The sequence below is a fragment of the Zoogloea sp. genome, from assembly GCF_041914405.1.
Taxonomy (GTDB): Bacteria; Pseudomonadota; Gammaproteobacteria; order Burkholderiales; family Rhodocyclaceae; genus Zoogloea.
Genome location: NZ_JAYSDK010000059.1, coordinates 1 through 13078 on the forward strand (window position 1 = coordinate 1; position 13078 = coordinate 13078).

Here is a 13078-nt window from a genome sequence, read left to right on the forward strand (position 1 = left end):
TGGTGGACCGAATGAGGATCGAACTCACGACCTCCGCATTGCGAACGCGGCGCTCTCCCAGCTGAGCTATCGGCCCACGCGAAGCGCGCATTATAGCGAACTTGAGCGCAGATGCAACTGCTTCGCGTGCGTTCAGGTCTCGTCGTCTTCGCCCGACCCCACTGCCGCACGCCCCAAGCGATCGGCCACGGCGCCCCATTCGGGCGCATCCGGCAGGGCTTCCACCAGGATGCGTACAGCCGGGGACTCGTCGAGGCGACGCAGTACGGCGTAGAGATCATGGCCATAGCCGGCCGGATCGGCCGGTGCCGCGATCCAGATCACGCCAGCAGGCAGATCGGCCGGTGCCGGCTGACGGGCCAGGACCGCATCGCCGGCTTGCATGCGGGCGGGAATGTCTTCAACCGCAACGAGTTCCAGCGGCGTCCGCGGCGCGTAGTGCGCCGCAAGAGCGCCGGAAACACGCGGCGCCGCGTCGGGCTGGGTCTCCTCGCCACGCAGACGCGGACGGCGACCGATGACGCGGGCGATGTCGTCCACGCCGATAGCGCCCGGACGCAGGATCACCGGCACGTCCCGCGACAGGTCGAGAATGGTGGACTCCAGGCCGACCTCGCAGGGTCCGCCGTCGAGGATCAGTGCGACGCGATCGCCCAGTTCCTGCCGTACGTGCTCGGCGGTGGTCGGGCTGATCCGTCCGAAACGATTGGCCGACGGCGCCGCGATGCCGGAGCCGAAGGCCCGCAGCAGTTCCAGCGCCACCGGATGGTTGGGCACCCGCAGGCCGACGGTGTCCTGGCCGCCGGTGACCACATCGGGCACGTCCTCCTCCTTCTTCAGGATCAGGGTCAGCGGACCGGGCCAGAAAGCGCGGGCCAGTGCGATGGCTTCCTTCGGAATGTCCCGCGCCCAGATGGTGAGTTGTTCCGCGTCGGGCAGATGGACGATCAGCGGGTGATCGGCCGGACGCCCCTTGGCGGCGAAGATCCGTGCCGCTGCATCGGGGTTCAGCGCGTCGGCTCCGAGGCCATAGACCGTCTCGGTCGGCAGGGCGACCAGCTCGCCCTGGCGCAGCAGTTCGACTGCGCGCCGGATATCGTCGCCCATCGCCATTGCCGATTACTCGTCGCGGATGCCGATGGCCGCGCGGGCTGCCATGGCCTTGGCCAGCACCTCGGCGGGATCGTCGCCGATCACCGTGAAGTGGCCCATCTTGCGGCCGTGGCGGGCGTGGTGCTTGGCGTACAGGTGCAGGCGCAGGCCGGGCACAGTGTGCAGCAGGGTCCAGTCTGGCTCCCGGTAGCGGCCTTGCGGCGAACCGCCTTCGTACCACAGCTCGCCGAGCAGGTTCACCATCACCGATGCGCTGTGCTGGCGCGCCTCGCCGAGGGGCAGGCCGCACAGGGCACGGACCTGCTGCTCGTACTGGCTGGTTACGCAGGCGTCGATGGTGTGGTGACCGCTGTTGTGGGGACGCGGCGCCATTTCGTTTACATAGAGTTCACCACGGGACACGAAGAACTCCACCGCCAGCGTACCGATGAAGCCCAGCCGCTCGGCGATGCGCTCGGCGTACTCCTGGGCCGAATCCCGCTGGCAGGCGTAAGTCCGCGCCGGCGCGATGGACACGTCGAGGATGCCGCGGCTGTGCTGGTTCTCGACGGTCGGGAAGCATTTGACCTTGCCGTTCTCGTCGCGGGCCAGCACCACCGAAACTTCGTAGTCGAGGCTCAGCATGCGCTCCAGCACGCAGGGCTCGCCCTTGAACTGGCGGAAGGCGGCCAGCGCCTCGGCGGCATTGGCGACGCGGGCCTGGCCCTTGCCGTCGTAGCCGAAGCGCGCCACCTTGAGGATTGCCGGATAGAGGCCGGCATCCGCCGCGGCGATGTCGGCTTCCGCCTGGATCACCGCGAACGGCCCATGGGGCAGCCCGTTGTCGCGCAGGAAGGATTTTTCCGCGATGCGGTTCTGGCACACCGCCACCGCCGCCGCACCGGGACGCACCGGCACGAACTTGGCCAGGTAGTCGAGGGTGGCCGCGGGCACGTTCTCGAACTCGGTGGTCACCGCGGCACAGGCTTCGGCGAGCTGGTCGAGGGCGGTGAAATCGTCGTAACCGGCCTGCAGGTGGCGGTCGGCGATCAGGCCGGCCGGGCTGTGGGGATCCGGGTCAAGGACCCACACCTTATAGCCCATCTCGTGGGCCGCAGCAACGAAGAAGCGGCCGAGCTGGCCGCCGCCGAGCATGCCGAGGGTGGCGGGCGGAAGAATCATCGTTTCAATCCTGCGAAATCAGACCGGGTCGAGGGTCATCGCCAGCACGCTGGCGGTCTGCTCTGCGCGGAAGGCTTCGAGCTTGTCGGCCAGCGCCGCATCGGTACCGGCCAGCAGCGCCACCGCGAACAGGCCCGCGTTGGCGGCACCGGCTTCGCCGATGGCGAAGGTGGCGACCGGAATGCCCTTCGGCATCTGCACGATGGACAGCAGCGAATCCTTGCCGGACAGCGCCTTGGACTGTACCGGCACGCCCAGCACGGGCAGCGTCGTCTTCGCGGCGATCATGCCCGGCAGGTGAGCCGCACCGCCGGCACCGGCGATGATCGCCCGCAGGCCACGCGCGCGGGCCTGCTCCGCGTACTCGAACATCAGGTCGGGGGTGCGGTGTGCGGAGACCACGCGGGCCTCGAAGGGCACGCCGAAATCCTTCAGCACCTTGGCGGCGGCCTGCATGGTGGGCCAATCAGAATTGGAGCCCATGACGATGCCGATGACGGGTTGTTGCTCGCTCATTGTTCAGGCCTTCCGGGCTGCACGGGTTGCAGACTCGACGGTATTGACGAGCAGCATGGTGATGGTCATGGGACCGACGCCGCCGGGCACCGGGGTGATCGCGCCGGCCACTTCCCTGGCGGATTCGAAATCCACGTCGCCGCACAACTTGCCCGCATCGGGTCCGTCCTGCAGGCGGTTGATGCCCACATCGATGACAACCGCGCCGGGCTTGACCATGTCGCCGGTGACGAACTTCGGCTTGCCGATGGCGGCCACCAGGATGTCGGCGCGGCGGGTGTGGAAGTTGAGGTCGCGGGTGCCCGAGTGGCATACGGTAACGGTCGCACCGGCCGCGGTGAGCAGCATCGCCATCGGCTTGCCAACGATGTTGGAACGACCGATGACGACGGCTTCGGCGCCGCGCAGCGGCACGTCGATGCTCTTCAGCATTTCCATCACGCCATTCGGCGTGCAGGGCACGAAGGCTTCCTGGCCCTGGGACAGACGACCGACGTTCTCGGCGTGGAAACCGTCCACGTCCTTCTCGACGGAGATCGCCTCGAGGATGGCCTTCTCGTCGAACTGCTTGGGCAGCGGCAGTTGCACCAGGATGCCATGCACGGACGGGTCGGCATTCAGCTCGGCGATCTTGCCGAGCACGTCAGCCGGGGCCGCATCCTGCGGGTATTCGAACTTGAGGGACTTGATACCAGCCTTCTCGCAGCCGGCCACCTTGTTGCGGACGTAAACGGCGGAGGCCGGATCGCCCCCCACCAGGATTACCGCGAGACAGGGCTGGGTGCCCTGGGCGGTCAGTTCAGCCGCCTTCGCGGCGAGTTCTCCGCGCAGTTTCGCGGAAAGCGCGTTGCCATCGATAATGCGAGCCGTCATGCCGCTGCCCCTCAGGAAAAACCCGTGAGTTTACCATGGCTTGCGCCGGGGGCGAATTCGGGTTTTGAATGGCTGCGTAAGGCGTCACAAGGGCCAAAGGCATAACAAAGGCCCAGTGGGGGCGAGCCCATTCGTCTGCGGACTTCGTTCAATGGACTGAGGGCGAATGAATTCGCCCTCACAGTTCGCTCCTATACAAGCACGGCTCCCCGCTCTGCGCCGAGGCTCAGGCCCGGTTCACCTCGATGGCCATCACGTTCTGCACCAGCTCCGCCAGAGACTGGGCAGCCATCTTTTCCATGACCCGGGCGCGATGGACTTCGACGGTCTTGATGCTGATCCCCAGTACGTCGGCGATCTGCTTGTTGAGTTTGCCGGCGATGATCAGCTCGAGCACCTCGCGCTCCCGCTGGGTGAGCTGGTCGAGACGGCGCGCCACCTCCGCGTCCTGGCGACGGCGGGCACGGCTTTCCTGCTCTTTGGCCAGGCACTGGGTGACGAGGCGCAGCAGCTCGGCATCGTTGAACGGCTTCTCGATGAAATCCACCGCCCCCTTCTTGAGGGCAGCCACGGCCATCGGTACATCGCCGTGGCCGGTGATGAAGATGATCGGCAGCGTGCAGTACTGGGCGCGCAGTCGCTCGTGCAACTCAAGGCCGCTCATGCCGGGCATGCGTACGTCGAGCAGCAGGCAGCCGTTGAACTCCTGCCGCCAGGCGCGCAGGAAATCCTCGGCGGACGCAAAGGCCTCGACCTTGAAGCCCTGCGATTCGAGCAGCCAGACCAGGGAATCGCGCAGGGCTTCGTCGTCATCCACCAGGTAGATGATCTGTTCAGGCGTCGAGGCTGGCGGTTTCACGGGTGGTCTCCAGAGGCAAGGTGAAGCGGAAGATACATCCTCCCGCGGGGTTGGCGTCTACCCATAGACGCCCTTCATGAAATTCAACGATGGAGCGGCAGATGTTGAGCCCCATGCCCATGCCTTCCGACTTGGTCGTGTAGAAGGGCGTAAACAGCCGCTCCAGCGCCTCGTCCGAAAGCCCCGGGCCGTGGTCGGCAATCTCCACTTCCACCTGTTCGTGCTCGGCGAGGTGGGCCGAGACGGTCAACACCCGCTCCTCGGCCGGCGTATCGCGCATCGCCTCGATGCCGTTCTTGACCAGGTTAAGCACCACCTGCTCGACCATCACCGCATCGACGAACACCGGCGGCAGGTCGTGGGGCAGCTGGTTCAGGACCTGTGCGCCATGACGGCGGGCGTCCACTTCGAGAAAACCGATCGCGTCGTCCACGATGCCAGCCAGGGACACCGGCGCGCGGCGCGGCTCACTCTTGCGCACGAACTCGCGCACCCGGCGGATGATCTTGCCGGCCCGCTCGGCCTGGGCGCTGGCCTTTTGCATCGCGGTGAGGATGTCCTCACGCCGGTATTCGCCGGACTGCAGCCGATTGACGCAGCCCATCGAGTAATTGGCGATAGCCGCCAACGGCTGGTTGAGTTCGTGGGCCAGCGTGGACGCCATCTCACCCATCGTGATCAGGCGCGAGGTGCGCTGCAGGCGCTCCTGCTGGGCGCGGTTTTCCTCATCCACCCGCTTGCGGTCGGTGACGTCGGTGGCGATCGCCATGCGCACCACGCGGGCGTCCACCCAGCGGATGGCGCGCTCGCGGATGTGATACCAGCGGCCCGACAACGCGTTGCGCAACTCGCCGTCGTACAGCTCGCGGGGCACGTGGTCCAGCGTCAGGCGGCGCGGATCGACGTCGTACCACTGGGTATCGGGCGGCGTCGGCAGGCCGTAGCGCCCAACCCGCTGGCCGACCGCGTCGAAGCCGTAGATGCTCTTGAAGGCCCGATTGGCAAAGAGGATCTCGTCGGTGGCCGCGTCGGCCACATACACCGCCGCATCGAGGCCGTCGAGCACCGCGACGAAACGCTCGTGGGCCGCCTCCAGTTCGGCGCGCACTCGCTTGGGCTCGGTGATGTCGGTGATCGAGGCCATCCAGCCGGTCTGCCGCCCTTCCCCGTCAATCAGCGGCGACAGGTAGAAGCGGGTATCCAGGCGCTGCCCGTTCTTGCGCCGGATGCGCATTTCGAAGCCAGTATTCGGCGCGTTGCCGGCGAGGGTCAGCTCCAGATTGCGTTGCAGCGGATCGTAGCTGTCCTGCGGCCAGTAGGGGAAAGGCGCCCGCGAACCGACCAGTTCCTCCCGCGACCAGCCGGTCATGCGGCAGAAAGCCGGGTTCACGTAAATAATCTCGCCATTCAGATCGATGGCACGCAGGCCGGTGACCAGGGACTCCTCCATCGCCTGGCGGAAGGCGTACTCGGCGCGCAGCGCCTCCTCGGCCGCCTTGCGCCCGGTGATGTCGTGAGCGACGGCATACATCAGCTTCTCTTCCGGCACCGAATTGACGCTCCAGGCCAGCCACTTGTAGCTGCCGTCGGCGCAGCGGCAACGGTTCTCGAAGGCTCCCGGCGTCCCCGAGGCGAGGCTGCGCAGGTGCTCGATGGTCTCGGCCACGTCCTCGGCATGGATGAAGTCGAGGAAGGAACGCCCGGGCAGCTCGTCGGGACGATGGCCGAGAACCCGCTCGAAAGCTGGATTACAGCGCCGGAACTCACCGTCGAGGCTGAGGACTGCCAGCATGTCGAGGGACAGATTGAACAGCCGGTCCCGCTCCTTCTCGACGCGCACCCGGCGGCGCATGTGGGCGCGCAGCAGCCAAAGGCTCCACAGCACGAACACCGACAGGCCGACGATGACGATGATCGGAAAGCCCTTCGGCAGATCGCTGGCAACGTGATAAGCCGTCGCCTGCAGCGACAAGCCGTTACCCGGCGGATCGAGCTCCACCGAAAAAGCCAGGCTCTCGTCGAGGGGATGGACCGCCGAGTTCATGCCCAGCACCTCCCCCTCCGGCCCAGTGAAGGAGAGGCGGTATTTCTCGCCGAACCAACTCGGCACCAGGTGAGTCACCATGCGCTCGATGGAATACACGGCGACGATCGCCCCCAACGGGGTACGCCCCTGCTGCACCGGCACATAGACTTCCAGCACGGCCATGTTGCGCCCGTTTACGTAGGCATCGGCATACACCGGCCGCCCTACCTCCCAGGACCGCGCAAGCGCCGCAGCCTGGGTGCCAGACAGCGCATCACCGACCAACCAGTCGGTGGTATCGAAGGGAGCTGTCCATTTGACACGCTGCCCGCCGGCCACCCACACCACATTGACCAACTCCGGGTTGTTGGCGATGTGCTGGTTGGCCCGTACCTGAAAGGCATCGGCATCCAGGCTCCCCGCAGCCAGTTCGCGGGCCAGCTGGGACAGGAACTCCTCGGTGCCCTGCATGTGCAGGCGCATGGTCTGCTCGGCCCATTGCACGTCGCGCGCCAATGCATTGCGCTGGGTTTCGCGCTCCTGGTGCTGCAGCGTCCACACGATGACCAACATGGCCAGCGCGAATATCAGCACCGCAATGTAAGGCGCCGTCCAGTACCAGTCGGCACGGGGCAGCGCGGAAGATCGAGACTTGTTCGGCATTTGCCTTTCATCCTGCTTGGGTCCGCCAGGACCGGGCATCCGGGCTTACCCTAACCGGGCAGCCTTGCCCCCCCAGCAGCGCCCGCCCGATGCTACGGGTTTTCACCAATACCCGCCCCGCAGGCGACGGCATAGCTTGCGGCGTTCATCCGCAGCGACTCGCAACAACACCTACAACGACAGGCGGAGACCTCCTTGCTTCGAATCGTGCGCCTGGCCGGCATCGTCGCCTTCAGCCTGACCGCGCTGTGCGCCAGCGCCGTCGAGCCGATCAAGGTCGGCGTATCCGGCCCCTTCACCGGTGGCTCGAGCCCGATGGGCATTGCGATGCGCGACGGCATCCGCCTGGCCGCGCAAGAGATCAACGAAGCTGGCGGAATCCTCGGCCGGCCCTTGCAGCTGATCGAACGGGATGACGAGGCCCTCCCCGAGCGCGGCGCCCAGGTTGTCCAGGAGATGATCAACCGGGAACGCGTGATCGCCGGCCTCGGCATCGTCAATACTGGCGTCGCGCTGGCCAGCCAGCGCTTCTACCAGCAGGCTCATATCCCAATGATCACGTCGGTGGCCACCGGCTCGATCATCACCAAGCAGTTCCTGCCGCCCCAGTACCCGGACAACTACATCTTCCGCGTGTCGGCACCGGACGCCATCCAGGCCGCGATGATCGTAGAGGAGGCGGTCGAACGGCGCCGCCTGCACAAGCTGGCGATCTTCCACGACAGCACCAACTACGGCCAGCTCGGCCGCGAAGACCTGGAACGAGCCCTCGAACGCCACGGCATCAAGCCGGTGGTCATCGAGCGCTTCAACATCCGCGACGTGGACATGACACCGCAACTGGCCCGGGCACGCGCCGCCGGAGCGGAAGGCATCCTCACCTACGGCCTCGGCCCGGAGCTCGCGCACCTTGCCAATGGCATGGTACGGATCGGCTGGAAAGTGCCGCTGGTCGGCAGCTGGGCGCTGGCCATGTCGAACTTCATCGACAACGCAGGCCCCAACGCGGAAGGCACCCGCATGCCGCAGACCTTCATCCAGGAAGGCGAGACGCCCCGGCGTAAGCGTTTCATCGAACGCTACCGCAAGGCCTTCGGCGTGGAGCGTATTCCTGTAGCGCCAGCCGCCGCCCAGGGTTATGACTCCATGCTGCTCCTCGCCGCCGCCATCCGCCAGGCGCGCAGCACCGAAGGCCATCGCCTGAGGGAGGCGCTGGAATCGCTGAAGGAACATGTGGAGGGCATCATCATGGTATATGATCGCCCCTTCTCCAAGACCGACCACGAGTCCATCGACTCGACGCGCATCCCGGTCATGGGGGAAGTACGTAACAGACAAGTGGTCTTCGCCTACGACGAAGACCGGAAGCGGGACGCGTTTCACAAATGATCCCGCCACGCGGAACACCTATTTCCGCAAGCGGCCGGGGGTTTTCTCCCTCCCTCCCTCGCCCCCGGCCGTTTTTTTTCCCTGCCCCGTCGAACGAAGCTTCGCCGGCCGCAGCCCTCGGGCGCGGCCGGCAGTAAGCCTTGCGGACACCCGTTGATGTCCGCGTTTCCGCTCTTCGCCAATTCACACCACCGCCGTTCCGCACGGGCGCAGCCGCGCCCGGAGTCCGTCCACCGTGCCCCCGCTGCGTGCGGGAAAAACAAAAATTTACTCAGAGTAGAAGTTCGTCCTTATTGCACATTGCGATAGATCGTTTTATATTGCGAAAAATCAGGACCGCGATCCGGTCCGCGCAGGTTTGCAGTGAAGCCCCGCTGTCGCCACCCGCGGCAGCTATCCACAACCCGCAAGTCATGAGGAGACAAGACCATGGCCGCGAATACGCAAAACATCCTGGCTGACATCGATGCCCAGGAAACCAAGGAATGGCTGGACGCGCTTGAAGCAGTCGTCGCGCAGGAGGGCTCCGAGCGGGCTCACTTCCTGATCGAGAAGCTGATCGAAGCTGGGCGTGAGGAAGGGATCGACATCCCCTACTCCGCCAACACCCAGTACATCAACACCATTCCGGCCGACCAGCAGCCCAAGTACCCGGGCGATCCGGACATGGAGATCAAGCTCCATTCCTACATCCGCTGGAATGCCATGGCCATGGTCGTGCGCGCCAACAAGCACACCAACGTGGGCGGTCACATCGCCTCGTTCGCTTCGGCCGCAGCCCTCTACGACGTCGGTTTCTCCCACTTCTGGAAGAGCGTCGACCACGAAAGCGGTGGCGACCTGATCTTCTTCCAGGGTCACTCGGTGCCGGGGGTCTACTCCCGCGCCTACATGCTCGGCCGCCTCACCGACGAGCAGATGGACAACTTCCGCCAGGAAACCGACGGCAAGGGCATCTCGTCCTACCCGCATCCCTGGCTGATGCCGGATTTCTGGCAGTTCCCCACCGTCTCCATGGGCCTCGGCCCCCTGTGTGCAATCTACTCCGCGCGCTTCATGAAGTACCTCGCCAGCCGCGGCCTGATCGACGCCGCCAAGGCAGAGCAGCGCAAGGTATGGGCCTTCCTGGGTGACGGTGAGACCGACGAAGTCGAGTCCCTCGGCGCCATCGGCATGGCCGCCCGCGAGAAGCTGGACAACCTGATCTTCGTGATCAACTGCAACCTGCAGCGCCTGGACGGCCCGGTGCGTGGCAACGGCAAGATCATCCAGGAGCTGGAAGCCGAATTCCGCGGTGCCGGCTGGAACGTCATCAAACTGATCTGGGGCACCCACTGGGACGCCCTGCTGCAGCGCGACACGAAGGGCATCCTCAAGAAGCGCATGATGGAATGCGTGGATGGCGAATATCAGACCTTCAAGGCCAAGAACGGCGCCTACGTCCGCGAGCACTTCTTCAACACGCCCGAGCTGAAGGAACTGGTCGCCGACTGGACCGACGACGACATCTGGCAACTGAACCGCGGCGGCCACGATCTGTTCAAGATCTTCTCCGCCTACAAGGCCGCCTCCGAGCACAAGGGCCAACCGACCCTGATCCTCGCCAAGACTATCAAGGGCTTCGGCATGGGCCAGTCCGGTGAGGCGATGAACATCTCCCACCAGCAGAAGAAGCTCGACATCGAGTCGATCAAGCGCTTCCGCGACCGCTTCGGCCTGCCGGTGCCCGACGACCAGCTCGCCGAGCTGCCCTACCTGAAGTTCCCGGAAGACTCCGCCGAGTACAAGTACATGCGCGACCGCCGCATGGAACTGGGCGGCTTCCTGCCCAGCCGCCGCCGCAAGGCCGACGCGCTGCCCGTGCCGGCTCTCGACACCTTCGGCGCGCTGCTGAAGGCCTCCGGCGAAGGCCGCGAGCTGTCCACCACGATGGCCATCGTGCGCATCATGAACACCCTGCTGAAGGACAAGCAGATCGGCAAGAACATCGTCCCGATCGTGCCTGACGAGTCCCGCACCTTCGGCATGGAAGGCATGTTCCGCCAGTACGGCATCTGGAACCAGCAAGGTCAGAACTACGTTCCGGAAGACCATGACCAGCTCATGTTCTACAAGGAAAGCGTCACCGGCCAGGTTCTGCAGGAAGGCATCAACGAAGCCGGCTCGATGGCCGACTGGATCGCCGCCGGCACCGCCTACAGCGTGCATGGCGTGCAGACGATCCCGTTCTACATCTTCTATTCGATGTTCGGCCTGCAGCGCACCATGGATCTGTGCTGGGCGGCTGCCGACCAACGCACCCGCGGCTTCTTGATCGGTGGTACCGCCGGCCGCACCACGCTGAACGGCGAAGGCCTGCAGCACGAGGACGGCCACAGCCAGCTCCTCGCCAACATGATCCCCAACTGCATCAGCTACGACCCGACCTTCCAGTACGAAGTCGCCGTGATCGTGCAGGACGGCATGCGCCGCATGTTCGCCGAGCAGGAAGATGTCTACTACTACATCACCGTGATGAACGAGAACTACGAGCACCCGGAAATGCCCGCCGGTGCCGAGGCCGACATCATCAAGGGGATGTACGCCTTCCGTAAGGGTGGCGAAGGCGCCCTGCGCGTCCAGCTGCTGGGCTCCGGCACGATCTTCAACGAAGTCATCGCCGCCGCCGACCTGCTGAAGAACGACTGGGGCGTCGAGGCCGACATCTGGGGCTGCCCGAGCTTCAACGAACTGGCCCGCGACGGCCAGGACGCCAGCCGCTGGAACCTGCTGCACCCGCTCGAGGCACCGCGCAAGTCCCACGTCGAGCAGAAGCTCGAAGGCGCCGTCGGCCCGGTCATCGCCGCCACCGACTACGTCAAGCTGTTCGCCGAGCAGATCCGTCCCTTCGTCAAGAACCCCTACATCACGCTGGGCACCGACGGTTTCGGCCGCTCCGACACCCGCGAGAAGCTGCGCCACTTCTTCGAAGTGGACCGCCACTGGGTCACCCTGGCCGCCCTCAAAGGCCTGGCCGACGAAGGCAAGATCGACCGCGACAAGGTTGCCGCCGCACTGGTCAAGTACAACCTTGACCCGTCCAAGCCGAACCCCCTGTCCGTCTGATCGCCGAGGAGTACAAACATGAGCCAACTCATCGAAGTCAAAGTCCCCGACATCGGCGATTTCTCCGACGTGCCGGTGATAGAACTGTTCGTCAAGGTCGGTGACACCATCAAGGTGGACGACGCCATCGCCACGCTGGAGTCCGACAAGGCCACGATGGACGTCCCGTCCTCCGCTGCCGGCGTCGTCAAGGAAGTGCTGGTCGGCCTCGGCGACCGCGTCTCCGAAGGCGCCGTGCTGATCAAGATCGAAGCAGCCGGCGCTGCCGCTGCGGTGGCCGCTCCGGCCCCTGCAGCCGCAGCCCCGGCTCCGGCGCCCGCTCCTGCAGCGGCTCCCGCCGCCGCAGCAGCCCCAGCTGCCGCCCCAGCCGCCGGTGGCGGCGTGGTCGAGGTGAAGGTGCCGGACATCGGCGACTTCTCCGACGTGCCCGTCATCGAGCTGTTCGTGAAGGTCGGCGATAGCATCAAGGCAGAAGACGCCATCGCCACGCTGGAATCCGACAAGGCCACGATGGACGTGCCCTCCTCCGCCACCGGCGTGGTGAAGGAAGTGCTGGTCCAGCTCGGCAGCCGGGTGTCCGAAGGCGCCGTGCTGATCAAGGTCGAAACCGGTGCCGGCGCAGCCGCTCCGGCTGCGGCTCCGTCCCCTGCCGCCGTCGCCGCGGCCGCCACGCCGGCCGCCGCCCTGCTGGTCGATGGCGCCCCGGCGCTGGCCGCCCCGGTTGCTGCCGCCGCAGCCGCTGCTGCCGCCGCCCCGTCCGCCGTCAAGCTCGGCGGCAAAGTGCACGCCAGCCCGTCCGTCCGCGCCTTCGCCCGCGAGCTGGGCGTGGATCTGGCTCAGGTCAAGGCTACCGGTCCGAAGAACCGCATCCTGCAGGCCGACGTCACCGCCTTCGTGAAGGGCGCCATGAGCACTGGCGTCGTCCCGGGCAAGACCGTCGCCGCCGCTGCCGTCGGCAGCCTGGGTGGCGGGCTCGACCTGCTGCCGTGGCCGAAGGTCGATTTCGCCAAGTTCGGCGAGATCGAGGTCAAGCCGCTGTCGCGCATCAAGAAGATCTCCGGCCAGAATCTCGCCCGCAACTGGGCGATGATCCCGGCCGTGACCTATCACGAAGACGCCGACATCACTGACCTGGAAGCCTTCCGCGTCCTGATGAACAAGGAGTACGAGAAGTCAGGCAAGAAGCTGACCATGCTCGCCTTCATCATCAAGGCGTCGGTGCGCGCGCTGCAGGAGTTCCCCGAGTTCAACACTTCGCTCGACGGCGACAACCTGGTCTACAAGAAGTACTTCAACATCGCCTTCGCGGCTGACACCCCCAACGGCCTGGTCGTGCCGGTGGTGAAGGACGCCGACAAGAAGAGCGTGTTCGA

The 13078-nt window shown here is 65.7% G+C and carries 9 protein-coding genes and 1 tRNA gene; 3 read left to right on the forward strand and 7 right to left on the reverse strand.

What is annotated here, in order from left to right; genetic code table 11:
* The 7 genes from ACE3RX_RS22315 to ACE3RX_RS22345 form a co-directional block, all read right to left on the reverse strand.
* Positions 1-76, reverse strand: a tRNA-Ala gene (locus ACE3RX_RS22315).
* A 56-nt stretch (positions 77-132) separates the two neighbouring features.
* Entirely contained in the window at positions 133-1113 is a 981-nt protein-coding gene (locus ACE3RX_RS22320; protein WP_374487171.1) for an L-threonylcarbamoyladenylate synthase, read from the reverse strand.
* A 6-nt stretch (positions 1114-1119) separates the two neighbouring features.
* Positions 1120-2274: a 5-(carboxyamino)imidazole ribonucleotide synthase gene (locus ACE3RX_RS22325; RefSeq protein WP_374487172.1), complete on the reverse strand. Its 1155-nt coding sequence runs from the start codon at positions 2272-2274 to the stop codon at positions 1120-1122.
* Positions 2275-2292: 18 nt separating this feature from the next.
* Entirely contained in the window at positions 2293-2790 is a 498-nt protein-coding gene (gene purE / locus ACE3RX_RS22330) for a 5-(carboxyamino)imidazole ribonucleotide mutase (RefSeq protein WP_374487173.1), read from the reverse strand.
* 3 nt (positions 2791-2793) lie between these two features.
* Positions 2794-3663 carry a bifunctional methylenetetrahydrofolate dehydrogenase/methenyltetrahydrofolate cyclohydrolase FolD gene (gene folD / locus ACE3RX_RS22335; RefSeq protein ID WP_374487174.1) on the reverse strand — a complete coding sequence of 290 codons (870 nt, stop codon included), beginning with the start codon at positions 3661-3663 and terminating at the stop codon, positions 2794-2796.
* Positions 3664-3889: 226 nt separating this feature from the next.
* Entirely contained in the window at positions 3890-4522 is a 633-nt protein-coding gene (locus ACE3RX_RS22340) for a response regulator transcription factor (RefSeq protein ID WP_374487175.1), read from the reverse strand.
* The gene (locus ACE3RX_RS22345) at positions 4497-7211 is read right to left on the reverse strand and encodes a PAS domain S-box protein (protein WP_374487176.1); all 2715 of its coding nucleotides are present in this window, start codon (positions 7209-7211) and stop codon (positions 4497-4499) included. Before ACE3RX_RS22345 ends, ACE3RX_RS22340 begins: the two co-directional genes overlap by 26 nt.
* 195 nt (positions 7212-7406) lie before the next feature.
* Between ACE3RX_RS22345 and ACE3RX_RS22350 the strand changes: the two genes are divergently transcribed.
* The 3 genes from ACE3RX_RS22350 to ACE3RX_RS22360 all read left to right on the forward strand — a co-directional run.
* Positions 7407-8600 (forward strand): ABC transporter substrate-binding protein, encoded by a 1194-nt coding sequence (locus tag ACE3RX_RS22350; protein ID WP_374487177.1) that lies wholly within the window; start codon positions 7407-7409, stop codon positions 8598-8600.
* Positions 8601-9029: 429 nt separating this feature from the next.
* On the forward strand, positions 9030-11705 hold the full coding sequence (gene aceE, locus ACE3RX_RS22355) for a pyruvate dehydrogenase (acetyl-transferring), homodimeric type (protein WP_374487178.1): 2676 nt from the start codon (positions 9030-9032) through the stop codon (positions 11703-11705).
* Between the two features lie 18 nt (positions 11706-11723).
* Positions 11724-13078: biotin/lipoyl-containing protein (locus ACE3RX_RS22360; protein WP_374487179.1), on the forward strand; the 1355-nt coding region annotated here is incomplete at its 3' end.

What these genes read in the sequence shown, in the direction of transcription:
- ACE3RX_RS22320 (WP_374487171.1), bottom strand. Translation starts at nt 1,113, where the DNA reads ATGGCGATGGGCGACGATATCCGGCGCGCAGTCGAACTGCTGCGCCAG.
- ACE3RX_RS22325 (WP_374487172.1), bottom strand. Translation starts at nt 2,274, where the DNA reads ATGATTCTTCCGCCCGCCACCCTCGGCATGCTCGGCGGCGGCCAGCTC.
- purE (WP_374487173.1), bottom strand. Translation starts at nt 2,790, where the DNA reads ATGAGCGAGCAACAACCCGTCATCGGCATCGTCATGGGCTCCAATTCT.
- folD (WP_374487174.1), bottom strand. Translation starts at nt 3,663, where the DNA reads ATGACGGCTCGCATTATCGATGGCAACGCGCTTTCCGCGAAACTGCGC.
- ACE3RX_RS22345 (WP_374487176.1), bottom strand. Translation starts at nt 7,211, where the DNA reads ATGCCGAACAAGTCTCGATCTTCCGCGCTGCCCCGTGCCGACTGGTAC.
- aceE (WP_374487178.1), top strand. Translation starts at nt 9,030, where the DNA reads ATGGCCGCGAATACGCAAAACATCCTGGCTGACATCGATGCCCAGGAA.